We start from the raw sequence: 23,357 nt of genomic DNA, 5'->3' as shown, positions 1-23,357 counted from the left end.
GGCGGCTTGGCCATGGGCGGCGGTGCGGTGGGTGGGTGGCGAGGGTGTGGGTGGGCGGCCGGGCGCAGGTCTGACTCCCGGTCCGTAGGTTGGCGCGGGGGTGCGTGCGGCGCTTCGCCGTGCCTTGGCGCCTGCGGCGCCGCGGTGGCTGGGGCCGTGCCTCCGTGGGGGGCGGCTCGGTGGTCTTCGGGGCCTTGTCCCCGCCAGGGGGTCACGTCGTGGCGATGGCCTGTTGGATGAGGGTGTCCTCGGAGGTCTCGCGGCGCCAGTAGCCGCTGAAGGTGACGCGTTGGCGGTCGAGGCCGCGGTCGTTGACCAGGTGGCGGCGGAGGTCGCGGACGCAGCTCGCCTCGCCGGCGACCCAGGCGTAGGGGGAGGTGTCGGCGGTCGGCAGGTGGCGGCTGGCGTGGAGGGCCGACGGCAGTTGGCCGTGGGGGAGCCAGGTGATCCGCGCGTCGGCCCTGGTCGGCAGGTGCTGGCGGTCCGCCTCGTGCTGGGTCTCGATCCAGACCAGGGCCGGGAGGCCGGCCGGTAGCCAGGCGAGGATGCCGGCGATGGCGGGGAGGGCCGAGGAGTCGCCGGCGATCAGGACCTGGTCGGTGTCGGGCGGCGGGCGGAAGTCGACGCCGGCGTTGTCCTCCTCGGTGGGGCCGAGGAGGGAGACGGGCGAGCCGGTCTCCGCGGTGGCGGCCCAGCGGGAGGCGGGGCCGTCGCAGTCGCCGTGCAGCGCGAAGTCGATGTCCAGTTCGGCGGCCTCGCGCCGGAGCTCGCGCACCGTGTAGGTGCGCATCAGGGCGCGCTCGTCCGGGTCCATGCGCTGCCAGGCGGGCCACCAGTCGGTGCCCTGGCCGCGCGGGATGGCCACCTCGTCCTGGCCCGGGCGGGGCAGGAACAGTTTGAACCGCTGGTCGCGGCCGCCGCTGGCGAAGCCGGCGAGTGACCGGCCGCCGACGGTGACGCGGACGAAGCCGGGGCTGAGGCGGGTGGTGCGCAGGACACGCACGTCGAAGAAGTCGAAGGGGGCGGTTGCCATGGCGTGCGTCCTTTCCGGTCAGTCGAGCCGCTCGGCGGTGCGGACGGCCTCGGCCAGTCGTTCCAGTTGGGCCGCGTAGCCCTGGTAGCTGAAGCGCTCCTCGGACGGCCAGGGCGCGACCTGGCCCGCCTCGACCGCGGGCAGCCTGGCCCAGGTGGGCACTTCGGCCAGCTCCTCGGGGGTGGTGGCCTGGGCGCGGTTGTCGAGGATGATCAGGTCGGCGTGGTAGGTGTCGGCGTTCTCCCAGCTGAGGGTGTGCCAGTAGCCCCACTCGTCGACCACCCGGGCCCGGACCAGCTCGACGCCGAGCTCCGAGAAGTAGGTGAGGTCCGGATAGGAGTCGGGGACGGCGACGGCCATCTCCCGGGGGTTGGCGGCGACGGCCATCACCCGGACGCCCGGGTTGTCGCGCGCGGCGCGGCGGAGGGACTCGGAGGCCGCGTCGAACCGGGAGCGGGCCTCGCGGACCGTGCCGGCGCCGAGGTCGGCGCCGAGGGCCTCGGCGAGTTCGGCGTAGCGCTGGATGACCTGGGGGGCGGAGACGTCCTTCGTGCCGATGCCGACGCTGGGGGCCAGGGCGAGGATGTCGTCCTTGGACTCCTCGGGGACGTACCACAGGTCGGGCCCGGGGTTCATGTTGCTGACCAGGAGCTGGGGTTCGAGCCGGGCGTAGCGCTCGACGTTGAACTCGCCCCAGGCCTCGCCCAGGCTGGTCAGCCGGTCCACGTCGAGGTCGCCGGCCTGCGGGTTGGGCTCGCCGCGGACCGGGCTGCTGGGGCCGAAGATCGCGGCGCACGTGACGCCGAAGTCGTGCAGGGCGGCGGCGGAGGCGACGTAGGCGACGACGCGTTCCGGGGTGGCGTCGAGGGTGGCGGTCTCGCCCCGGTCGTCGGTGAACCGCCAGCCTCCCTGGCCGGCTTGGGCGTCTCCGGCGTCGCTGCCGCAGGCGGCGAGCAGGCCGGCGCCCGAGGCGGCGAGCAGGGTGCGGCGGGTGAGGGTGCCGGGGCGGGGTGCGGGTGACCTCATGGCCCTCAGCCGAGTCGCTCGGCGGAGCGGATGGCCTCGGCGAGGCTCTCCATGGCGGGGGCGCAGCCGGCGTAGCTGTAGGTGGGCTCCGGGTTCCAGGCCGCGACCTGGCCGGCCCGGACGGCGGGGAGGGAGCGCCAGGTCGGCTTGTCGGCGGCCAGTTGGTCGGGTTGCAGGCTGATGGCCCGGTCGTCGAGGAGGATGAGGTCGGCCGGGTAGCGGCCGGCGTTCTCCCAGCTGACGGACTCGAAGGTGCCGGCCTCGTCGGGGTTCTCGGGGACGACGAGGCCCACGCCGAGTTCCTGGTAGTAGGTCAGGTCGGAGAGGTCGGCCGGCACACAGAACCACACCTTGTCGGCGGTGGCGGAGAGCGCCAGCACCCGCAGGCCCGGGTTGTCGCGGGCGGCCTGCCTGACGGCCTCGGCCGCGGCGTCGTAGCGCTCCCTGGCGGCGACGACGTGGGGTGACGCCAGGTCGGCGCCGAGTGCCTCGGCCAGTTCGGCGTAGCGCTCGACCGTGGTGCGCAGCGGCGGGCCGACGTTGGCTATGCCGACGCTGGGGGCGATGCCCAGGATGTCGGAGGCGGTGTCCTCGGGGATCCACCACAGGCTCGGTGGGGTGTGGACGTCGCTGACCAGCAGCTGGGGGTCGAGGGCGAGGTAGGCCTCGATGTCGAACTCGCCCCAGGCGTTGCCCAGGTTGGTCAGTCGGTCCAGGTCCAGGTCGGCGGCCAGCACGCTGGGCTCGCCCTCGCCGGTGACGGCGGGTCCGAAGATGCCGGTGCACCGGATGCCGTAGTCGTGCAGGGCGGCGGCGGATCCGACGTAGGCGACGACGCGTTCGGGGGTGGCGTCGAGGGTGGCGGTCTCGCCGCGGTCGTCGGTGAAGGTCCACTGGCCGGAGTCGGGGCCGGCGGGGCCGGCGGTCGACTCGTCCGCCGCGGAGCAGGCGGTGACCAGGCCGACGGTGCCCAATGTGCCGCCGGCCGCGCCCAGGAAGCCGCGGCGGGACAGGGCGCTGCTCGTCCGTGGTCGGCGCGGGGTCGTGGTCGTCATGGCGGAGCACCTTTCGGCGGGGTGGGGTGGCTCGGGGCGCGTGGGGGCCTTGGCCGTGCGCCGGCGCACCGGCCGGCGAACTCTCGGCAAGGTTAGGCTAACCTAACCGCATGTCGCAGGGGAGTTCCAGTGGGAGGCGTGCGGAGTGACCGCCATGGAATCGGGCGCGCCGCCCGCGCGGGTGCCCATCGCGCGGAACACGCGCCGGCGCACGACCCGGCGCGCGGCCGGACTGCTCGTCTCCTTCGGGGTGTTGGCGCTGGTCGCCGCCGCCAGCATCGCGTTCGGCGCCAGGTCGGTGCCGCCCGGCGACGTGTGGCACGCCCTCTTCGCCCACTCCGGCACCGAGAGCGACGTGGTGATCCGTGAACTCCGGCTGCCCCGCACCCTCCTCGGGCTGCTGTGCGGCGCCGCGCTCGGCCTGGCCGGGGCCGTGATGCAGGCGCTCACCCGCAACCCGCTGGCCGACCCGGGGCTGCTCGGCATCAACGCCGGCGCCGCCGCCGCCGTCGTCACCGCCATCAGCCTCCTCGGCGTCGAATCGCTCACCGGCTACGTCTGGTTCGCCTTCCTCGGGGCCGCCGTCATCGGGGTCCTCGTGTACGCGCTCGGCGGCAGCCGGGCCGCCACCCCCGTGCGGCTCGCGCTCGCCGGCACCGCCCTCAGCGCCGCGCTCCACGGCTACACCCAGGCCGTCGAACTCCTCGACACCGCCGCCCTCGACCGGATGCGGTTCTGGGCCGTCGGCTCGCTCGCGGCGGCCAACGGCGACCTCGTCCGCCAGGTGCTGCCGTTCCTGCTCGCGGGCACGCTGCTGGCGCTGCTCCTCGGGCGGTCGCTCAACGCCATTGCGCTGGGCGACGACGCGGCCCGCTCCCTCGGCGCCGGGCTCGGCCGCACCCGGGCCCTGGCCCTGCTCGCCGTCACCCTGCTGTGCGGGGCAGCCACCGCCGCCTGCGGGCCCGTCGTCTTCGTCGGGCTGATCGTCCCGCACCTGGTCCGCGCCCTCACCGGCCCCGACCTGCGCTGGACCCTGCCCTACGCCGCCGTCCTCGCACCGGTGCTGCTGCTCGGCGCCGACGTCGTCGGGCGGCTGGTCGCGCGGCCCTCCGAACTCCAGGTCGGCATCGTCACCAGCCTCATCGGCGGTCCGGTCTTCGTCCACCTGGTGCGACGCGGAAGGACGGCCAAGCTGTGAAACCCGGTCAGGAGCGGCCGCGTGGCCTGGTGTGGCGGGGCGGCGACGGCGGCTGGTCGGTGCGGGCCGACGCCCGCGGCCTCGCCGCCGGAGCGGTGCTGCTGCTGCTCGCGCTCGGCGTGGCCGTGCTGCTGGTCGGCACCGGCGACTACCCCATGACGCCGGCCGAGGTGCTCCGCACCCTGGCGGGGAACGGCACCCGGATCCAGGAGTTCGTGGTGACCGAACTGCGGCTGCCACGCGTCCTGGTCGGCCTCCTCGTCGGCCTCGCGCTCGGCGTCGCCGGGGCCGTCTTCCAGAGCGTCTCCCGCAACCCGCTCGGCAGCCCGGACGTCGTCGGCTTCGGCCAGGGCTCGGCGGCTGGCGCGCTCACCACGATCGTGCTCCTCTCCGGAGGCGGCCTCGCCGTCGCCGCCGGCTCGGTCGTCGGCGGCCTGGCCACCGGCGTCGCCGTCTACCTGCTCGCCTGGCGCGGCGGCGTCCACGGCTACCGCCTGGTCCTCGTCGGCATCGGCGTCGCCGCCGTGCTCAGCGCCGTCAACGGCTACCTGCTCACCCGCGCCGACATCGCGGACGCCGCCCGCGCCGTGCTGTGGCTGACCGGCTCCCTCGACGGCCGCGACTGGGCGCAGTTCTGGCCGCTGCTGGTCGCCTGCGGCCTGCTGCTGCCGCCGGTGCTCGCCCTGGGCAGGCCGCTGCGGATGCTGGAGCTGGGGGACGAGACCGCGGCCGCCCTCGGCGTGCGGGTCCAGCGCACCCGGCTGCTCGCGGTGCTGGCCGCGGTGCTGCTCACGGCCTCGGCCACGGCGGCGGCCGGGCCCGTCGCGTTCGTCGCGCTCGCCTCGCCGCAACTGGCCCGCCGGCTCACCCGCGCCGCGGGACCCAACGCGCTGCCGGCCGGCCTGATGGGCGCGCTGCTCACGGTGGCCGCCGACCTGCTGGCCCAGTGGGCCTTCGCCGACCGGCAGTTGCCCGTCGGCGCGGTGACGGGCGTCCTCGGCGGCGGCTACCTGCTGTGGCTGCTCGTCACGGAACGAAGGGCCGGACGGGTATGACCCGGGCGGAGCGAGAAGGAGACGGCGTGCGAGAGATGTCAGAACCCCGGTTGCGGGCCGAGCGGGTCACGTTGGCGTACGACCAGCGGGTCATCGCCACGGAGTTGTCGGTCGCCGTCCCCGAGCGGTCGTTCACCGTGATCGTCGGGCCCAACGCCTGCGGCAAGTCCACCCTGTTGCGGGCCCTCGCCCGGATGCTCAGGCCCACCGCCGGCAGCGTGCTGCTCGACGGACAGGCCATCGCGTCGTACCCGGCCCGGCGGTTGGCGCGCACGCTGGGGCTGCTGCCGCAGTCGCCCACCGCACCCGACGGCATCAGCGTCGCCGACCTGGTGGCGCGCGGCCGCTATCCGCACCAGGGGCTGCTGCGCCAGTGGTCGCGCGAGGACGAGCGGATCGTCGACGAGTCGATGGCCGCGACCGGCGTGGCCGAACTCGCCGACCGCCACGTCGACGAGCTCTCCGGCGGCCAGCGGCAGCGCGTCTGGATCGCCATGGCCCTCGCCCAACAGACCCCGCTGCTGCTGCTCGACGAGCCCACCACCTTCCTCGACATCGCCCACCAGATCGAGCTCCTCGACCTGTGCGCCCGGCTCCACGAGGAGCAGGGCCGCACCCTGGTCGCCGTGCTCCACGACCTCAACCACGCCGCCCGCTACGCCACCCACCTGATCGCCATGCGGGACGGGCGGGTGGTCGCCGCGGGCGCGCCGGCCGACGTCGTCACCGCCGAGCTGGTCGAGGACGTCTTCCGGCTGCCGTGCCGGGTCATCGACGACCCCGAGACCGGCACCCCGCTGGTCGTTCCGGCGGCGCGTCGGTCCCGCCGGGCCGTCAGCGGGTAGCGTCGGGGCCATGGAAGAGCCCCAGGAGCCCCGGCAGGAGCAGGAAACCGCGGACGAGGGACCGCGCCCGCTCGGCGTCGGGACGCGACCCACCGGAAACGGCGACGTGGACGCCCACCTGGTCAGGTTGGCCGACGCCGACCACCTCGCCGTCCCCGGGCACCTGGAGGTGTACGAGGATGTGCACCGCGGCCTGCGCGAGACCCTGGCCGCGCTCGACCAGCCGGCCGGCCCGCCCGTGCCAGGACCCCCGCACACCACCAGGAGCTGAACCCCCCGTGGCAGCAGCGACCCAGCGACGCCTCAGCCGCCTCGACGCGGAACTGGTGCGCCGCAAGCTGGCCCGATCCCGCGAGCACGCACGAGAGCTCATCGACGCCGGCCGCGTCACCGTCAACGGCGCGGTCGCGGCCAAGCCCGCCACCCAGGTCGCCACCAGCGCCGCCCTCGTGGTCCGCGCGGACGACGCCGACCCCGGCTACGTCTCCCGCGGCGGCCACAAGCTCGCCGGCGCGCTGGCCGCCTTCACGCCCCGCGGGCTGCGCGTCGCCGGCCGCCGCGCCCTCGACGCGGGCGCCTCCACCGGCGGCTTCACGGACGTCCTGCTGCGCGCCGGCGCCGCCGAGGTCGTCGCCGTCGACGTCGGATACGGCCAACTCGCCTGGAACCTGCGCGCCGACGCCCGCGTCACCGTCAGGGACCGCACCAACGTACGCGAGTTGACGCTCGACACCATCGACGGCACACCCGTCGACCTGGTCGTCGGCGACCTGTCGTTCATCCCGCTCGGCCTGGTGCTGCCCGCCCTCGTCCGCTGCGCCGCGCCCGACGCCGACCTGGTGCTCATGGTCAAGCCGCAGTTCGAGGTCGGCCGGGAACGCCTCGGCAGCGGCGGCGTGGTGCGCAGCCCGGCGCTGCGCGCCGAGGCCGTCACCACCGTCGCGGGACAGGCCGCCGAGCTGGGGCTCGGCGTGCTCGGCGTCGTCGCCAGCCCGCTGCCGGGACCCTCCGGCAATGTTGAATACTTTCTCTGGCTGCGTGCCGGGGCGCCCGCACTCGACCCGGCCGACGTCGACCGCGCCGTGACAGAGGGGCCGCAGTGACTGTCAGAACCGGGACCAGCAGGCCCGAAGCCCGCACCGTCTTCCTGCTCGCGCACACCGGCCGGCCCGCCGCGGTCCGCAGCGCGGAACTCGTCGTGCAGGGCCTGCTCGCGCACGGCATCGGCGTCCGCGTCCTCGACGAGGAGGCCGCCGACCTGCCGCTGCCGGCCAGCGTCGAGCGCGTCACCGTGGACGAGAAGGACGAGACCCGCGGCGTGCTGGACGGCTGCGAGCTGCTCGTGGTGCTCGGCGGCGACGGCACGCTGCTGCGCGGCGCGGAGTTCTCCCGCGCCTCGGGGGTGCCGATGCTCGGCGTCAACCTCGGCACCGTCGGCTTCCTCGCCGAAGCCGAGCGCGACGACCTCGACCAGGTCGTGGACCGCGTCGTCACCCGCTCCTACGAGGTGGAGGAGCGGATGACCCTCGATGTCACCGTGTTGAGTGACGGCACCGTCGTGCACGAGGACTGGGCGCTCAACGAGGCGTCCGTCGAGAAGGTCGCCAGGGAGCGGATGCTGGAGGTGGTGCTTGAGGTCGACGGCCGCCCCGTCTCCGGGTTCGGCGGCGACGGCGTGGTCTGCGCCACCCCCACCGGATCCACCGCCTACGCGTTCTCCGCCGGCGGCCCCATCGTCTGGCCCGAGGTGGAGGCGCTGCTGATGGTGCCGATCAGCGCCCACGCGCTGTTCGCCAAGCCGCTGGTCACCGCCCCCGACTCGGTGCTCGCCGTCGAGGTACGGCCCAACACCCGTTCCGGCGTGCTGTGGTGCGACGGGCGCCGCACCGTCGACCTGCCGCCGGGAGCGCGCGTCGAGGTGCGGCGGGGCGCCGTCCCCGTCCGGCTCGCCCGGCTGCACCACGCGCCGTTCACCGACCGTCTCGTCGCCAAGTTCGCGCTGCCGGTGGCCGGCTGGCGGGGCGCCCCGCGCTGAGCCGCCGGCTCGGAAGTGTGGGGGCCGTCGTCGCCAGCGACCCCGCGAACCTCGTATGGTCGTATCCGTGTTGGAGGAGATGCGGATCAAGGGCCTGGGCGTGATCGACGACGCTGTCGTCGAGCTGTCCTCCGGCTTCACCGCGGTGACGGGTGAGACCGGCGCGGGCAAGACCATGGTCGTCACCAGTCTCGGCCTGCTGCTCGGCGGCCGCGCGGACGCCGGCTACGTACGGGTGGGAGCCCAGGCCGCCGTCGTGGAGGGCCGCGTCACCGTGGAGCCGGACGCCCCGGCCGCCCGCCGGGCCGCGGAGGCCGGCGCCGAGCTGGACGACGGCGCGCTGCTGGTCAGCCGCACCGTCTCGGCGGAGGGCCGCTCCCGCGCCCACGTCGGCGGCCGGTCGGTACCGGCCGGGCTGCTCGCCGAGCTCGGCGAGGAACTGATCGCGGTGCACGGCCAGACCGACCAGCAGGGGCTGCTGCGCCCCGCCAGACAGCGGCAGGCGCTCGACCGCTACGCGGGGGAGGCCGTCGCCCGACCACTCGCCGCCTACCAGGAGACCTACCGGCGGCTGCGCGAGGTCGGCGGCGTCCTCGCCGAGCTGACCACCCGCGCCCGCGAGCGCGCCCAGGAGGCCGACCTGCTGCGCTTCGGCCTCGACGAGATCGCCGCCGCCGACCCCCGGCCAGGCGAGGACGTCGAGCTGGCGGCCGAGGCCGGCCGCCTCGGCCACGCCGAGGCCCTGGCCTCCGCCGCGGCCGCCGCGCACACCGCGCTGGCCGGCGACCCGGCCGACCCGGGCGGCAACGACGCCGGCACCCTGGTCGCCGGCGCCCACCGCGCGCTCCAGGGCGTCAGCGGCCACGACCCGGCCGTCGCCCAGCTCGCGGAACGGCTCGGCGAGGTCGGCATCCTGCTCGCCGACGTCGCCCAGGACCTCGCCGGCTACGCCGACGGCCTGGACGCCGACCCGCTGCGGCTCGCCGCCGTCGAGGAGCGGCGCGCCGTCCTCAGCCACCTGATCCGCAAGTACGCCGACCCGGCCGCCGGCCAGGACGGCACCCAGGCCGTGCTCACCTGGGCCGAGCGCGGCGCCGCCCGGCTCGCCGAGCTGGACGGCGACGACGACCGCATCGGCGAGCTCACCGCGGAACGGGACGCCCTGCGCGCCACCATCACCGAACAGGCACGGGAGCTCAGCCAGGCCAGGGCCGAGGCCGCCAAGCGCTTCGCCGACGCCGTCACCGAGGAGCTGACCCAGCTCGCCATGCCCCACGCCAGCGTCCAGGTGGCGGTCCGGCAGCAGGAGGCCGCGCCGGGCGACGGCGAGGCGGTCGAGATCGACGGCCGCGCGGTGGCGCTCGGCCCGCACGGCGCCGACGAGGTGGAACTGCTGCTCGCCCCGCACCCGGGCGCCCCCGCCCGGCCCATCGCCAAGGGCGCCTCGGGCGGTGAGCTGTCCCGGGTGATGCTGGCCGTCGAGGTGGTGTTCGCGGACGCGGCGCCGGTGCCGACGTACCTCTTCGACGAGGTCGACGCCGGCGTCGGCGGCAAGGCGGCCGTGGAGATCGGCCGGCGGCTCGCCAAACTCGCCGACTCCGCGCAGGTCGTGGTCGTGACCCACCTGCCGCAGGTGGCGGCGTTCGCGGACCGGCACCTGGTCGTCGAGAAGACCAGCGACGGCTCGGTCACGCGCAGCGGGGTCCGGTCCGTGCACGGCGAGGGCCGGGTGCGGGAGCTGTCGCGGATGCTGGCCGGCCAGGAGGACTCCGAGCTGGCCCGGGCCCACGCGGAGGAGCTGCTGGCCACGGCCGCCCGGCTCGGGCACCGAACCGAGTCCTAACCCGAGCGGGTGGTGGCCGCTACCGTTCCGCGGCGGGCGCCTGGCATTCTGGACGCCGTTCCACCCCCAGCGAACGAGAGGTAGCCGTGAGCGATGGGCTAGGGCCGCCCGGGCCTTGGCGACGGCCCCCGCGCGTCGCTGCCGCGACCAGTCACGGTGTCCGGGTCGCCCCCGGCCGCCGCGCGTCGCGCGGCAGGCATTCGCCCCTCCGGGGCGCCTTGCCTGCGGCCGGCGCCGTGGGGCACGCCGAGCGGCCGGAGGCCGCCCACAGCGCTCGGCCTGCGGCCGGGATTCCGCGGCGGCGGGCCGCTGGCGCGGGCCCCAGCCGCCGGGGCATGAGCGATGGGTTGTCGCAACGCCCTCTGCTCGGGCGGCGCGGTGACCGGCCCGCGGCCGGGACTTCACGGCGGCGGGAGGCCGCTGGCGCGGCCGTGCCTGGCGGGCTCTGCGTCGCGTCCGGCCGCCGTGTGTCGTCGCCCCTTGGGGGCGTCTGGCTGGAGGTCGCCCACGGCGCTCGGTACGTGGCCGGATGCTTGCGGCGGCGTGGGGCCGCCGGTGTGGCCGTGCTCGGTGGGCTCTGTGCCGCGTCCGGCCGCCGTGTGTCGCTGCCCCTGCGGGGTGTCTGGCGGGAGGTCGCCCACGGTGCTCGGTACGTGGCCGGATGCCTGCGGCGGCGGGGGGCCGCCGGTGCGGTCTTCCGAGCTGTGGGTGATGGGTTGCTGCCCGGGCTCTGGCGACGGCCTCCGCTGGGCCGGAGTGTCGGGCGGCCTTCGACCGGGACTTCGCGGCGGCGAGCGGCCGTCGGCGGTCCCGGCCTTGTCCGCCATGGCCACGCGCCGCGCGGCAGGCGTGGTGGCGCTTGGGCCGGCCGGTCCGCCGGCGCGGGCGCGCACGGCTACCGGCCCGTGGCCGGCCAGCCCGGCAGGGCCGTGGGCGCAGTGGCCGACGGCGCCGGCGGTCGACCCCGTCGTCCGAGTCGGGCCGAGCAGGCCGCCGGTGGGGAGTGGGCGGTGTGAGCGGGATCGGTGGGCGGGGGACGTTGCACGTGGTGCAGGTGCTCGGTGGTGGCAGTGCCGGCACCGGGGCGCATGTGCGGTCGCTGTCGGCCGGTCTGGTGGCGCGCGGGCTGCGCGTCACCGTCTGCGCTCCGCCGTCGGCGGAGCGGCGTTACGACTTCACGCGGGCCGGGGCCCGCTTCGTGCCCGTCCCGATGCGGACCCGGGTCGAGGCCGCCGTGCTGCTGCGGGCCGTCAGCGCCGACGCGCACCTGGTGCACGCGCACGGCATGCGGGCCGGGCTGCTCGCCACCCTCGCGCTGCGTCGCCGCGACACCCCGCTGATCGTCACCTGGCACACCCGCTCCACCACGCCCGGGCTGCGCGCCCAGCTGCGGGCCGTGACCGAGCACCTGGTGGCCCGCGCCGCCACGGTGGTGCTCGGCGCCACCTCGGACCTCGTCGACCGCGCACGCCGCCGTGGCGCGCGCGACGCGCGCCTCGCGCCCGTCGCGCTGCCGGCGCCGCGCACCGAGGGCGAGAGCCACGGGCCGGCCGAGCGGGAGCCCGACCCGGCGAAGGTGCGGGCCGAGCTCGGCGCCATGGGCCGACCGCTGCTGGTCACCGCGACCCGTCTGGAGCGCGAGCGCAGCCTGGCCGTGCTGCTCGCCGCGGCCCGCTCCTGGCGGTCGCTGCAACCGCCGCCGCTGCTCGTCATCGCCGGCGAGGGACCCGACCGGGCGCTGCTGCAGCGCCGTATCGACCGGGAGCGGCTGCCGGTGCTGCTGCTCGGCCGGGGCGACGACGCCGCCCGGCTGCTGCCCGTGGCCGACGCCGCGCTGCTGGTCGTCGAGTGGGCCGGCCGGGCGCCGCTGGCGCAGGAGGCGCTGCGGCGGGGCGTGCCGCTGGTGGCCACCGCCGTCGGCGGCGTTCCCGAGCTCGTCGGGGACGCGGCCCTCCTGGTGCCCTACGGCGACCCGGCCGCCCTCGGCGCCGCCGTCGGCGCCCTGCTCGGCGACCCCGCGCTGCGCGAGACGCTGGCCGCCGCCGGCCGGGCCAGGTCCGGCAGCTGGCCGACCGAGGACACCACGGTGGCCCAGGTGCTGAGCGTCTACGACGAGCTCGCCGAGTCGCTCCGGGCGCGGGCCGCTAGGTGGAGGCCCTGACGACGAGCCTGGCCGGCGTGACCACCGGGGCCAGCGGCCCCTCCGCGAGGCCGAGCCGCCGCAGCAGCAGCTCGGCCATCAGCTCGCCCATGTGCCGCACGTCCTGCCGGACGGTGGTCAGCGGCGGATCCGACCAGGCGGCCGGCTCCAGGTCGTCGTAGCCCACCACGGCGACGTCCTCGGGCACCCGCAGGCCGCGCGCCCGCAGGGTGCGCAGCGCGCCGCTCGCCATCAGGTCGTTGCCGGCGAAGACGGCGTCGGGTCCGGGGGAGCGGGCCAGCAGCTCGGCCATCGCCCGCTCGCCGCCGGCTGCCGTGAAGTCGCCCCTGGCCAGCAGCGCCGGCTCCGGCTCCGCCAGGCCGAGCGCCTCCAGGTAGCCGTCGAGCCGGTCGGCGGCCGAGGTCTGGTCGAGCGGTCCCGTGATCACGGCGATCCGGCGGCGGCCGCCGGCCAGCAGGTGGCGGACGGCCTGCCGGGCGCCGTCCCGGTTGTCGGTGTCCACGTAGAGCGGCCCGGGCTCCCCGGCCGCCGCCGCCCAGCCGGGGCGGCCGCCGAAGACCGTCGGCAGCCCCGAGGCGGCGGCCATCGCCGGCAGCGGGTCGTCGGCGTGCAGCGAGAACATCAGCGCGCCGTCGACGTGGCCGCCGGACAGGTAGCGGTCGATGCGGTCGTAGTCGTCCCGGCCCTCGAGCAGCATCAGCAGCAGCTGGGTGTCCTCCGCGGCCAGCCGGTGGCCGATGCCGCGCAGCTGCTGCGCGAAGAACGGGTCGGCGAAGACCCGGGTGTCCGGCTCGGCGATCACCACGGCCACCGCGCCGGTGCGGCGGGTCACCAGGCTGCGGGCCGCGCTGTTCGGCACGTAGCCGAGCGCGGCCACCGAGCGCCTGACCCGCTCCCTGAGCTCGGGACGCACCCCGGGCGTCCCGTTGACCACCCGGGAGACCGTGGCCCGTGACACGCCCGCGTGCGCCGCCACCGCCTCCAGGGTGGGCGGGACCCGTCCCGGCCGTGGCACGGGCGGCCTCAGCCGCCGTACGTGCTGTAGGCGCCGGACGCGGTGAGCCGGAGCGCCGTGTCGATCAGCGGGACGTGGCTGAAGGCCTGCGGGAAGTTGCCGACCTGCCGCATCCGCCGCGGGTCCCACTCCTCGGCCAGCAGGCCCACGTCGTTGCGGAGCGCCAGCAGCTTCTCGAACAGCTTCCGCGCCTCCTCCACCCGGCCGATCATCGCCAGGTCGTCGGCCAGCCAGAACGAGACGGCGAGGAACGCGCCCTCGTCGCCCTCCAGGCCGTCCACGCCCGTCTCCTCGCCGTTGGTCGGGTAGCGGAGGATGAAGCCGTCCAGCGTCGACAGCTCGCGCTGGATGGCCTCGATGGTGCCGATCACCCGCTTGTCGTCCGGTGGCAGGAAGCCCATCTGCGGGATCAGCAGCAGCGAGGCGTCCAGCTCCTTGGAGCCGTAGGACTGGGTGAAGGTGTTGCGCTCCTTGTCGTAGCCCTTCTCACACACGTCCCGGTGGATCGCGTCCCGCAGGTCGCGCCACCGCTCGAGCGGCCCGTCCACCTCGCCGGACTCGATCAGCTTCACGGTGCGGTCCACCGCCACCCAGGCCATCACCTTGGAGTGGGTGAAGTGCCGGCGTGGGCCGCGCACCTCCCAGATGCCCTCGTCGGGCTCGTCCCAGTGCTCCTCCAGGTAGCGGATGAGCTTCAGCTGGAGGACGTTGGCGTGATCGTTGCGCGCCAGGCCCGTCATGTGCGCCAGGTGCAGCGCCTCCGTCACCTCGCCGTACACGTCGAGCTGGAGCTGGCCGGCCGCGCCGTTGCCCACCCGGACCGGCTGCGAGTTCTCGTAGCCGGGCAGCCAGCTCAGCTCCGCCTCGGCCAGCTCGCGCTCGCCGGTGATGCTGTACATGATCTGGAGGTTCTCCGGGTCGCCGGCGACCGCGCGCAGCAGCCACTCGCGCCAGGCCCTGGCCTCCTCGTGGTAGCCGGTGCGCAGCAGCGAGGAGAGGGTGATGGCCGCGTCCCGCAGCCACGTGAAGCGGTAGTCCCAGTTGCGGGAGCCGCCGATCTCCTCGGGCAGCGAGGTGGTGGGGGCCGCCACGATGCCGCCGGTGGGCGCGTAGGTCAGCGCCTTGAGGGTGATCAGCGAGCGGACCACGGCCTCCCGGTAGGGGCCGTGGTAGGTGCACTGGGCGACCCAGTCGCGCCAGTACTCCTCGGTGGTCGCCAGCGCCGCCTCCGGCTGCGGCACCGGCGGCGGCTGCTTGTGCGAGGGCTGCCAGCTGATGGTGAACGCCACCCGGTCGCCCTGCGCCACCGTGAAGTCGGAGTAGGTGGTGAGGTTCTTGCCGTAGGTGTCGGCGGTGGTGTCGAGCCAGACGGAGTCGGGCCCGGCCACGGCGACGGTGCGGTCGTCCACCTTGTGCACCCACGGCACGACCCAGCCGTAGGAGAACCGCATCCGCAGCGCGGACCGCATCGGCACCCGGCCGCTGACCCCCTCCACGATCCGCACCAGCTGCGGCGGGTCCTCGCCGCGCGGCGGCATGAAGTCGATCACCCGGACCGTGCCGCGCGGCGTGTCCCACTCCGACTCCAGCACCAGGGAGTCCCCCCGGTACCGCCGGCGGCTGGCCGGCGGCGGCGGCGCGTCCTTGCCGTGCGCCGGCCCGATCCGCCAGAAGCCGTGCTCCTCCGTCCCGAGGAGCGCGGCGAAGACGGCATGGGAGTCGAAACGGGGCAGACACATCCAGTCCGCCGAGCCGTCCCGGCAGATGAGCGCGGCGGTCTGCATGTCCCCGATGAGTGCGTAATCCTCGATGCGCCCGGCCACTAGCGTCTCCAGTCGAACAGTGCTCCGCCCCCCGTGGGACGTGCGGCTTTACGTCGCCCATTCGAGCGTCCGAGCAGAATACGACGTGCCCAGGGGGTCCGCGCGACGGTTGGCGGAAACGTGTGGTCCACCGGCGACCCTTGAGGGGGTTGCGTCTCAAATGTCGAGATCTCCCCTCGGGCGGCACGCGCGCGCTGCCCCGGGTTTAACCCACTGATACCCTGGTAGCCCGTGGAGCGGAGGGCTGCGAAACCCCCGAACCCCAGCGACGGCACCCCGGCTCGGACCGGCAGCCGTCAGGCATCCGACCTCGCGACCCACGGGAGCCCCCCTTTGGCCATGCCGCCCATCAGTACGACGACCAAGCACATCTTCGTCACCGGCGGGGTCGCCTCCTCGCTCGGCAAGGGGCTCACCGCGTCCAGTCTCGGAGCCCTCCTCAAGGCACGTGGCCTGCGCGTCACGATGCAGAAGCTCGACCCCTACCTCAACGTCGACCCCGGCACCATGAACCCGTTCCAGCACGGTGAGGTGTTCGTCACCAACGACGGCGCCGAGACCGACCTGGACATCGGCCACTACGAGCGCTTCCTCGACGTCGACCTCGACGGCAGCGCCAACGTCACCACCGGCCAGATCTACTCCACCGTGATCGCCAAGGAGCGGCGCGGCGAGTACCTGGGCGACACCGTGCAGGTCATCCCGCACATCACCAACGAGATCAAGCACCGCATCCGCCGGATGGCCACCGACGACGTCGACGTCGTGATCACCGAGGTCGGCGGCACCGTCGGCGACATCGAGTCGCTGCCCTTCCTGGAGGCCGTCCGCCAGGTGCGCCACGAGGTCGGCCGGGACAACGTCTTCGTCGTCCACATCTCCCTGCTGCCCTACATCGGCCCCTCCGGCGAGCTCAAGACCAAGCCCACCCAGCACTCCGTCGCCGCGCTGCGCAACATCGGCATCCAGCCCGACGCCATCGTGCTGCGCGCCGACCGGGACGTGCCCACCGCCATCAAGCGCAAGATCTCCCTGATGTGCGACGTCGACGAGGCCGCCGTGGTGGCCTGCGTCGACGCCAAGTCGATCTACGACATCCCCAAGGTGCTGCACGGCGAGGGCCTGGACGCCTACGTGGTGCGCCGCCTCGACCTGCCGTTCCGGGACGTCGACTGGACCCAGTGGGACGACCTGCTGCGCCGCGTCCACCGCCCGGAGCACGACGTCACCGTCGCGCTGGTCGGCAAGTACATCGACCTGCCCGACGCCTACCTGTCGGTCACCGAGGCGCTGCGCGCCGGCGGCTTCGCCAACAACGCGCGGGTCCGCATCAAGTGGGTCACCTCAGACGACTGCCGCACCCCGGGCGGCGCCGCCGAGCAGCTCGGCGACGTCGACGCGATCTGCGTGCCCGGCGGCTTCGGCGACCGCGGTGTGGAGGGCAAGATCGCCGCCATCACCTACGCCAGGGAGCACGGCGTCCCGCTGCTCGGCCTCTGTCTCGGCCTGCAGTGCATCGTGATCGAGGCCGCCCGCAACCTGGCCGGCATCGAGGACGCGGGCTCCACCGAGTTCGACCAGGGCTGCCCCAACCCGGTGATCTCCACCATGGAGGAGCAGCTGGACATCGTCGCCGGCGAGGGCGACATGGGCGGCACGATGCGGCTCGGCCTCTACCCGGCGCGGCTGGCCGAGGGCTCCATCGTCCGCGAGGTCTACGGCGGCGAGGCGTACGTCGAGGAGCGGCACCGCCACCGCTACGAGGTCAACAACGCCTACCGCGGCGAGCTGGAGAAGAAGGCGGGGCTCGTCTTCTCCGGCACCTCGCCCGACAACAAGCTGGTCGAGTACGTGGAGTACCCGCGGGAGGTCCACCCCTACCTGGTCGCCACCCAGGCCCACCCGGAGCTCCGCTCCCGGCCCACCCGGCCGCACCCGCTGTTCGCCGGCCTGATCAGGGCCGCCGTGCGCGGCTCCGCCGCCCCGGTGGCGGGCGCGGTGGAGCGGTCCGCCGGCGCGGGCGAGCTGGCGGCGCCGCGCGGTGGGGGACACTGACGGCCATGACGCAGCAGTCGCACGACCTCCTCGCCGACACCCCCGCCCACTGGTCCGTCACCACCACGAGCACGCCGTTCACCGGCAACAAGACCAGCGTCCGCGCCGACGAGGTGGTCATGCCGGACGGCGGCACGGCCCGCCGCGACTACCAGGTGCACCCCGGCTCCGTGGCGGTGCTCGCGCTGGACGAGCGGGACCGGGTCACCGTCATCGAGCAGTACCGGCACCCGGTCCGCCACAAGCTCTGGGAGATCCCGGCCGGGCTGCTCGACGTCCCGGGCGAGAACCCGCTGCACGCCGCCCAGCGCGAGCTGTACGAGGAGGCGCACGTCAAGGCGGAGGACTGGCGGGTCCTGATCGACCTGTACACCTCGCCCGGCGGCTCCGACGAGGCCGTCCGCGTCTTCCTCGCCCGCGACCTCTCGGTGGCCCAGGGCGAGCGGTTCGCGGTCTCCGAGGAGGAGGCCGACATGCGCCACGCCCAGGTGCCGCTCGACGAGCTGGCGCGTGGCCTGCTCGCCGGCCGGCTGCACAACACCTGCCTGGCCACCGGGGTGCTCGCCGTGCTGGCCGCCCGCGCCGGGGACGGTCTCGACGCGCTCCGGCCGGCCGAGGCCCCCTGGCCGGCCCGTCCGTTCACGTTCTGACACGGCGGCGGGGCACGGCCGGACGGGCACGCCTCGGCGTCGGTAGACGTGTCATGCCCCGGCCCGCCGGGGCGTGACATACGCTCGCCCCGTGACGGACGTGACGCAACAGACGGTCACCGACCTGACCGGGGCAGCGGAGTTCCTCGGCCGCCGGCGCGAACTCTCGGCGCTGCGCTCGGACATCGCGCGCGCCGGCCTCGACACCCTCGCGGGGCGCCCGGCGCCGCGCTCCCGGGTGCTGCTGGTCGCCGGCCGACCCGGCACCGGGCGCACCGCGCTCGCCGAGTACTTCGCCGCGAGACTGCTCGACTCCGGCGACTACCCCGACGGCCTGCTGCGGGCCGGGCTCACCGAGCCGGGCGGCGCTCCGGTCCCGGTGACCAGGGTCGCAAGCGACCTCCTCGAGGCGCTGGGCGTCCCGGTCGTGCCGGGCGCCGACGAGGAGGACGCGACCGCCGCCCTGCGCGAGGCGCTGACCGGCCGCCGGGCCGTCCTGCTGCTCGACGACGTGGACGACGCCGAACCGCTGGCCGACCTGATCCCCGACGACCGGCACTGCCTGGTGCTCGCCGTGGCCCGTGGCCCGCTCGTCGGCGTACCCGACGTACGGCCCTGCACCGTCGGCGGGCTGGACCGGAACACCGCCGTCCGGCTCCTCGTCAGGGGCGCCGGCGACATCCGGGTCACCGTCGACCCGAGCGCGGCCGACCGGCTCGCGGAGCTGTGCGGGGACCTGCCGGCCGCGCTCCGGCTGGCCGCCGGCTGGCTGGCGGCCCACCCGGAAACCGCCGTGGCCGAGGCCGTCCGCCGGCTCGTCGAGACCCCCGACCCGGTCGGTGAGGACGGCGCCCCCCGGGACGCCGTCGACGCCGCCGAGGCGCCGCTCAGCCGGGCGTTCGCGCTGGCCCACAGCGCCCTGCCGGCGGCCACCGCCCGGATGCTGCGGCTGCTCGCGCTCGCCCCGGCCGGGCTGGTCGACGCGCACACCGCCGCCGCGCTCGTCGGCTGCCCCGTCCCCACCGCCCGCGCCACGCTCGCCGAGCTGACGGGCTTCGGGATGCTGCGCTCCGTCGTGGCGGAGACCGGCTCGGGCGACCCCGACCAGTACCGGGTGCCCGGCTGCCTGGCCCCCAGGATCGGCGCGCTGCTCGACACCCTGGAGCGGCCGGGCGAGGCGCTGCTGGCCAGGGCCAGGATGCTGGAGCGGATCGTCACCCGACTGCGCGCCTGCCAGGCCGTCGCCGAGCCTCCCCCAGCTAACGCTGGGAGGGACCCCCAGGGCAGCCCGGCCAGGGAGTGGCTGGCCGGGCTGCCCGCGGCACTGCGGTTCGAGACCCCGCAGGACGCGGCCCACTGGTTCGCGACCCGCCGCCCGATGCTGCTCGCGGCCGCCAGGACGGCCGCCGCCGGTGGCGAGCTCGACACCCTGGCCAGGCGTCTCTTCGCCACCCTCAGCCGGGTGCTGATCGCCCAGCTGCCGCCCGCCCCGGCCAGGGCCGAGGTCTACCGGCTGCACGAACTCGCCCTGTCCGTCGCCGAACGCCGGCGGCTGACCAGGGAACGCGCCGCCGCGCTGCTCAGCCTGGGCGACATGGACGCCGACGCCGGCCGCCCGCGCGCCGCGCTCGACCGCTACCGGGCCGCCTACGAGGTCGCCAGGAACGAGCGGGAGCCGGAGGACACGGACGCCGTCGGCCGGGCCCTGGAATCCATCGCCGACACCTACGCCGAGCTCGACGACTGGCAGCGCGCGGCCGACTGGTACGGCCGGGCCCTGCCGCTGAGCCAGACACGCGGCGACCTGGCCGGCACGGCCAGGCTGCACGGCCGGGTCGGCGCCGCCCTGATCCGCACCGGCGAGTGGACCGAGGCCCTGCGGGCCTGGCGGGCGGCGGCGGCCGCGCACCGCAGGCTCGGCGACGTGCCGGCCCAGGCCTGGGCGCTGGCGGAGGTCGCGCTCGCCCAGGAGCGCATGGGCCGGCCGGAGGACGCCCTGCGCACCGGCTCCGACGCCCTGCGCCTCGCCGAGCGCACCGCCGGCGTCGAGCTGCAGGCCGAGCTGCGGCTGCGGCTCGCCGACTGTGCCGAACAGCTCGGCCGCGGCGAGGCCGCCGCCGCGCACCGGGCCGCGGCCGACCGGCTGCGCGCCGAGGCCACCGGCGGGACAGGGGGCGACAGGGCGAGGCGGGAGCCCGAGGCCCCGGAGCGGACCATCACCCCACCGCCCGCTCCCACATTGGAAACGCAGACACCTGCGGCCAATGATTAACGCATTGCAAGGCTAGACAAGCGGGATTCCTTACTTACACTGGTCGAGACAGGTGTCCGTCGCGTGCAAGGACCGTGATCGACGTGAAGGTCGGCATTCCCACCGAGGTCAAGAACAACGAGTTCCGAGTCGCCATCACCCCGTCCGGGGTCCACGAGCTCGTCGCCGGCGGACACCAGGTCCTCGTCCAGCGCGGGGCCGGGCTCGGATCCGCCATCCCCGACGAGGAGTTCGCCGCCGCCGGGGCCACCGTCGTCCCCGAGGCGGACGAGGTGTGGGCCCACGCCGACCTGCTCCTGAAGGTCAAGGAGCCGGTCGCGGAGGAGTACCACCGGCTGCGCAAGGACCAGACGCTCTTCACCTACCTGCACCTCGCCGCCTCCCGGGACTGCGTGGACGCGCTGCTGGAGGCGGGCACCACCGCCATCGCCTACGAGACCGTGGAGACCACGGGCCCGACCGGCCGCGCCCTGCCGCTGCTCGCGCCGATGTCCGAGGTCGCGGGCCGGATCGCCCCCCAGGTCGGCGCCTACCACCTGATGCGCTCGGCCGGCGGCCGGGGCGTGCTGCCCGGCGGCGTCCCCGGCACGCCGCCCGCCGGCGCCGTGGTCATCGGCGGCGGCGTCGCGGGCTGGCAGGCCACCCAGATCGCCGTCGGCATGGGCTTCCAGGTCACCCTGCTCGACAAGGACGTCAGCAAACTCCGCGAGGCGGACCGGCTGTTCGGCACCCGGGTGCGCACCGTCGTGGCCAACGCCTACGAGGTCGAGCGCGCCGTGCTCGCCGCCGACCTGGTGATCGGTGCCGTGCTCGTGCCCGGAGCGCGGGCGCCGAAGCTGGTGACGGGCGAGCTGGTCTCACGGATGCGGCCGGGAAGTGTCCTTGTCGACATCGCGATCGACCAGGGCGGTTGCTTCGAGGACTCCCACCCCACCACCCACGCCGAACCGACGTTCCGCGTCCACGACTCGCTCTTCTACTGCGTGGCCAACATGCCCGGCGCCGTGCCCGCGACCTCCACCGCGGCGCTGACCAACGCCACCCTGCCCTACGTCGTCGAACTGGCCGATCACGGCTGGCGCGAGGCGCTGCGGCGCGACCCCGCGCTCGTGCCCGGGCTCAACGTCCATGACGGACAGGTGATCTCGGCACCCGTCGCCGAGGCACACGGACTGCCGCACACCGAACCGCGCGCCGTCCTCGGGTGATTCATCGACCTAGCGGTCAACTCCCGCCGTCAACATCGGGAATGTCACACGCCGTGTCCCGACACGCCGCCCGGACGACCGGGCGGCGCCCGAGTCGGCAACTCGTGACGCACGGTCAACTCGTCTGCTAGATAGCGCTTTAACCGTTTCGTGGGCAGGGGAAACGTCCCGCTGGTGAGGCTTGTGCCCTTGACAAGAGATTGTTCGACGGCCGACACATCCGTGCCGGTCCGGCGGATTGTGTTGCTGTGAACCACCGACACGCCATAGAGTCGCCAATCGTCGGCATGGTGCAACGCTGACTCTGTCTAGAAGTTTCCTGGTCCCCAAGGAGGTAAGACGACTTGTGAATGAGTCGACAATTACTCCCCGGGGAGGACAACCAGGGGTCCCGGAGCGGCATCAGGGCACCGGGGATCTGACGGGCCTGGGCTCCGTCGCTGTCCGTACCCACGCAACCCACCAGAGCCAACCGAGCATGACAGCGCATCAGAGCACGGAAGCAAACGCGACGGGCGGCGACGCCGACCGTTTCCCCGACTACGACGATCTCCCGGACGGGCAGTTCTACGACCCGGACGCGGAGTACGAGCCCGACCCCGAGTACGCGGCCACCATCGCCCCGGACGCGGCCAGGCAGCGGCGCGAGCGGATCGGCCCGACCGGCCGCCCGTTGCCGTACTTCCCGATCCCGGGGCCGCTCGTGGAGCGCGGCCCGGCGCAGATCATCGCCATGTGCAACCAGAAGGGCGGGGTCGGCAAGACGACCTCGACCATCAACCTGGGTGCCGCGCTCGCCGAGTACGGCCGCCGGGTCCTGCTGGTCGACTTCGACCCGCAGGGCGCCCTCTCGGTCGGCCTCGGCGTGAACCCGATGGAGCTCGACCTCACCATCTACAACCTGCTGATGGAGCGGGGCATGGCCCCCGACGAGGTGCTGCTCAAGACCGCGGTCGCCGGCATGGACCTGCTGCCGAGCAACATCGACCTGTCGGCCGCCGAGGTGCAGCTGGTCAGCGAGGTGGCCCGGGAGTCCACGCTCCAGCGGGCGCTCCAACCGATGCTGAACGACTACGACTTCGTCATCATCGACTGCCAGCCCTCGCTCGGCCTGCTCACCGTGAACGCGCTCACCGCGGCGCACAAGGTGATCGTGCCGCTGGAGTGCGAGTTCTTCGCGCTGCGCGGGGTCGCGCTGCTGACCGAGACCATCGAGAAGGTCCAGGAGCGGCTCAACCCGAACCTGCGCCTGGACGGCATCCTGGCCACCATGTACGACTCCCGCACGGTCCACAGCCGGGAGGTCCTGGCCCGGGTGGTCGAGGCGTTCGACGACAACGTGTACCACACGGTCATCGGGCGCACGGTCCGCTTCCCGGAGACCACGGTCGCCGGCGAGCCGATCACCACCTACGCGTCCAACTCCGTTGGCGCGGCCGCGTATCGCCAGCTCGCCAGGGAGGTGCTCGCCCGGTGCCACGCCGAGTGAGCCTCCCGGCGGCCGACGAACTGTTCCGTAGCACCGGCGGGGCCGCCGTACAGCCCTCGACGCCCCCGAGCCCGAACCCGTCGCACGAGCCGGCGGGCAGCACCAAGGAGGAACCGGCGCCGACGCCTCGCCTGCCGGCGCCGGCGGGTGAACCACCCCGGCCGGCGGCCGAGGCGGGCGCCGGCGACGAGCCGGCACCGGCGTCCTCGTCGGCCGGCCCGGCCGACGAGGCCCGCGGCCGGCGGATCGCCCGCGAGGCGCGGGCGGGCGGCGAGCGTACGCTGCCGGCCCAGCAGCAGCGCGAGGCGACGGGGGGCCGGCCGGCCCCCGCCGCCGCACCGAGGCGCGGGCGGGCCGCGCGCCGGCCGAGCGGGCGGGAACGCCACGACGAGAAGATCACGGTCTACGTCTCGGCCGAGGAACTCATGGACCTCGAACACGCCAGGCTCGTGCTCAGGGGCGAACACGGCCTCGCGGTCGACCGCGGCCGCATCGTCCGGGAGGCCGTGGCGGTGGTCCTCGCCGACCTGGAGTCCCGCGGCGAGGCCAGCATCCTCGTCCGCCGCCTGCGGGGTCGCTAGCCGCGAGGCGAGG

19 protein-coding genes are annotated in these 23,357 nt (G+C 74.9%); 14 read left to right on the top strand and 5 right to left on the bottom strand.

Annotated elements, in window-relative coordinates; genetic code table 11:
- Positions 1-211 precede the first annotated feature (211 nt).
- The 3 genes from RNC47_RS26985 to RNC47_RS26975 are packed head-to-tail and all read right to left on the bottom strand — an operon-like array spanning position 212 to position 3,114.
- Complete coding sequence (locus tag RNC47_RS26985; protein ID WP_311602355.1) at positions 212-1,033, bottom strand: siderophore-interacting protein; 822 nt, start codon at positions 1,031-1,033, stop codon at positions 212-214.
- An 18-nt stretch (positions 1,034-1,051) separates the two neighbouring features.
- A complete protein-coding gene (locus RNC47_RS26980) occupies positions 1,052-2,059 on the bottom strand; it encodes an ABC transporter substrate-binding protein (protein WP_311602354.1) in 1,008 nt (335 codons plus the stop codon).
- A 5-nt stretch (positions 2,060-2,064) separates the two neighbouring features.
- On the bottom strand, positions 2,065-3,114 hold the full coding sequence (locus tag RNC47_RS26975) for an ABC transporter substrate-binding protein (protein ID WP_311602353.1): 1,050 nt from the start codon (positions 3,112-3,114) through the stop codon (positions 2,065-2,067).
- A gap of 154 nt (positions 3,115-3,268) precedes the next feature.
- On the opposite strand from RNC47_RS26975, the gene RNC47_RS26970 reads away from it, so the two are divergent.
- The 8 genes from RNC47_RS26970 to RNC47_RS26935 all read left to right on the top strand — a co-directional run bounded on the left by RNC47_RS26970 (position 3,269) and on the right by RNC47_RS26935 (position 12,251).
- Positions 3,269-4,312, top strand: a complete 1,044-nt coding sequence (locus RNC47_RS26970; RefSeq protein ID WP_311602362.1) for a FecCD family ABC transporter permease — start codon at positions 3,269-3,271, stop codon at positions 4,310-4,312.
- Positions 4,309-5,367 carry a FecCD family ABC transporter permease gene (locus RNC47_RS26965; protein WP_394814889.1) on the top strand — a complete coding sequence of 353 codons (1,059 nt, stop codon included), beginning with the start codon at positions 4,309-4,311 and terminating at the stop codon, positions 5,365-5,367. The genes RNC47_RS26970 and RNC47_RS26965 overlap by 4 nt, the downstream gene beginning before the upstream one ends.
- Before the next feature lie 35 nt (positions 5,368-5,402).
- On the top strand, positions 5,403-6,212 hold the full coding sequence (locus RNC47_RS26960; RefSeq protein ID WP_311602360.1) for an ABC transporter ATP-binding protein: 810 nt from the start codon (positions 5,403-5,405) through the stop codon (positions 6,210-6,212).
- A gap of 10 nt (positions 6,213-6,222) precedes the next feature.
- The gene (locus tag RNC47_RS26955; RefSeq protein ID WP_311602352.1) at positions 6,223-6,483 is read left to right on the top strand and encodes a hypothetical protein; all 261 of its coding nucleotides are present in this window, start codon (positions 6,223-6,225) and stop codon (positions 6,481-6,483) included.
- Between the two features lie 7 nt (positions 6,484-6,490).
- A complete protein-coding gene (locus tag RNC47_RS26950; RefSeq protein ID WP_311602351.1) occupies positions 6,491-7,315 on the top strand; it encodes a TlyA family RNA methyltransferase in 825 nt (274 codons plus the stop codon).
- Positions 7,312-8,247 (top strand): NAD kinase, encoded by a 936-nt coding sequence (locus RNC47_RS26945; RefSeq protein ID WP_311602350.1) that lies wholly within the window; start codon positions 7,312-7,314, stop codon positions 8,245-8,247. Before RNC47_RS26950 ends, RNC47_RS26945 begins: the two co-directional genes overlap by 4 nt.
- Positions 8,248-8,302: 55 nt before the next feature.
- The gene (gene recN / locus RNC47_RS26940; RefSeq protein WP_311602349.1) at positions 8,303-10,090 is read left to right on the top strand and encodes a DNA repair protein RecN; all 1,788 of its coding nucleotides are present in this window, start codon (positions 8,303-8,305) and stop codon (positions 10,088-10,090) included.
- 1,003 nt (positions 10,091-11,093) lie between these two features.
- On the top strand, positions 11,094-12,251 hold the full coding sequence (locus RNC47_RS26935) for a glycosyltransferase family 4 protein (RefSeq protein ID WP_394814888.1): 1,158 nt from the start codon (positions 11,094-11,096) through the stop codon (positions 12,249-12,251).
- On the opposite strand, the gene RNC47_RS26930 is transcribed toward RNC47_RS26935, so the two are convergent.
- Both RNC47_RS26930 and RNC47_RS26925 read right to left on the bottom strand, forming a co-directional pair.
- Positions 12,235-13,266, bottom strand: coding sequence for a LacI family DNA-binding transcriptional regulator (locus tag RNC47_RS26930; protein ID WP_311602347.1), 1,032 nt, complete (start codon positions 13,264-13,266; stop codon positions 12,235-12,237). The genes RNC47_RS26935 and RNC47_RS26930 overlap by 17 nt on opposite strands.
- Before the next feature lie 8 nt (positions 13,267-13,274).
- Positions 13,275-15,089, bottom strand: a complete 1,815-nt coding sequence (locus RNC47_RS26925; RefSeq protein ID WP_311602346.1) for a glycoside hydrolase family 15 protein — start codon at positions 15,087-15,089, stop codon at positions 13,275-13,277.
- 339 nt (positions 15,090-15,428) lie between these two features.
- Here RNC47_RS26925 and RNC47_RS26920 point away from each other — a divergent pair, with 339 nt between their 5' ends.
- From RNC47_RS26920 to RNC47_RS26895, 6 genes are all read left to right on the top strand, one after another.
- Positions 15,429-17,144, top strand: coding sequence for a CTP synthase (locus RNC47_RS26920; protein WP_311602345.1), 1,716 nt, complete (start codon positions 15,429-15,431; stop codon positions 17,142-17,144).
- Between the two features lie 5 nt (positions 17,145-17,149).
- On the top strand, positions 17,150-17,794 hold the full coding sequence (locus RNC47_RS26915) for an NUDIX hydrolase (RefSeq protein ID WP_311602344.1): 645 nt from the start codon (positions 17,150-17,152) through the stop codon (positions 17,792-17,794).
- Between the two features lie 100 nt (positions 17,795-17,894).
- Positions 17,895-20,066 carry a tetratricopeptide repeat protein gene (locus RNC47_RS26910; protein WP_449657356.1) on the top strand — a complete coding sequence of 724 codons (2,172 nt, stop codon included), beginning with the start codon at positions 17,895-17,897 and terminating at the stop codon, positions 20,064-20,066.
- A gap of 83 nt (positions 20,067-20,149) precedes the next feature.
- Positions 20,150-21,274, top strand: coding sequence for an alanine dehydrogenase (gene ald / locus RNC47_RS26905; RefSeq protein ID WP_311602342.1), 1,125 nt, complete (start codon positions 20,150-20,152; stop codon positions 21,272-21,274).
- 478 nt (positions 21,275-21,752) lie between these two features.
- Positions 21,753-22,763 (top strand): ParA family protein, encoded by a 1,011-nt coding sequence (locus RNC47_RS26900; RefSeq protein WP_311602341.1) that lies wholly within the window; start codon positions 21,753-21,755, stop codon positions 22,761-22,763.
- Positions 22,748-23,344, top strand: a complete 597-nt coding sequence (locus RNC47_RS26895) for a hypothetical protein (protein ID WP_311602340.1) — start codon at positions 22,748-22,750, stop codon at positions 23,342-23,344. Before RNC47_RS26900 ends, RNC47_RS26895 begins: the two co-directional genes overlap by 16 nt.
- Positions 23,345-23,357: the final 13 nt, after the last annotated feature.

This window comes from Streptomyces millisiae (assembly GCF_031845425.1).
Lineage (GTDB): Bacteria > Actinomycetota > Actinomycetes > Streptomycetales > Streptomycetaceae > Streptomyces > Streptomyces millisiae.
This window is presented reverse-complemented; position numbering and strand designations above follow the sequence as displayed.

Bases quoted from the DNA above. Each gene is read 5' to 3' on its own strand.
- RNC47_RS26985 (WP_311602355.1), bottom strand. From the start codon at position 1,033: ATGGCAACCGCCCCCTTCGACTTCTTCGACGTGCGTGTCCTGCGCACC.
- RNC47_RS26980 (WP_311602354.1), bottom strand. From the start codon at position 2,059: ATGAGGTCACCCGCACCCCGCCCCGGCACCCTCACCCGCCGCACCCTG.
- RNC47_RS26975 (WP_311602353.1), bottom strand. From the start codon at position 3,114: ATGACGACCACGACCCCGCGCCGACCACGGACGAGCAGCGCCCTGTCC.
- RNC47_RS26970 (WP_311602362.1), top strand. From the start codon at position 3,269: ATGGAATCGGGCGCGCCGCCCGCGCGGGTGCCCATCGCGCGGAACACG.
- RNC47_RS26960 (WP_311602360.1), top strand. From the start codon at position 5,403: ATGTCAGAACCCCGGTTGCGGGCCGAGCGGGTCACGTTGGCGTACGAC.
- RNC47_RS26955 (WP_311602352.1), top strand. From the start codon at position 6,223: ATGGAAGAGCCCCAGGAGCCCCGGCAGGAGCAGGAAACCGCGGACGAG.
- recN (WP_311602349.1), top strand. From the start codon at position 8,303: ATGGTCGTATCCGTGTTGGAGGAGATGCGGATCAAGGGCCTGGGCGTG.
- RNC47_RS26920 (WP_311602345.1), top strand. From the start codon at position 15,429: ATGCCGCCCATCAGTACGACGACCAAGCACATCTTCGTCACCGGCGGG.
- RNC47_RS26915 (WP_311602344.1), top strand. From the start codon at position 17,150: ATGACGCAGCAGTCGCACGACCTCCTCGCCGACACCCCCGCCCACTGG.
- RNC47_RS26900 (WP_311602341.1), top strand. From the start codon at position 21,753: ATGACAGCGCATCAGAGCACGGAAGCAAACGCGACGGGCGGCGACGCC.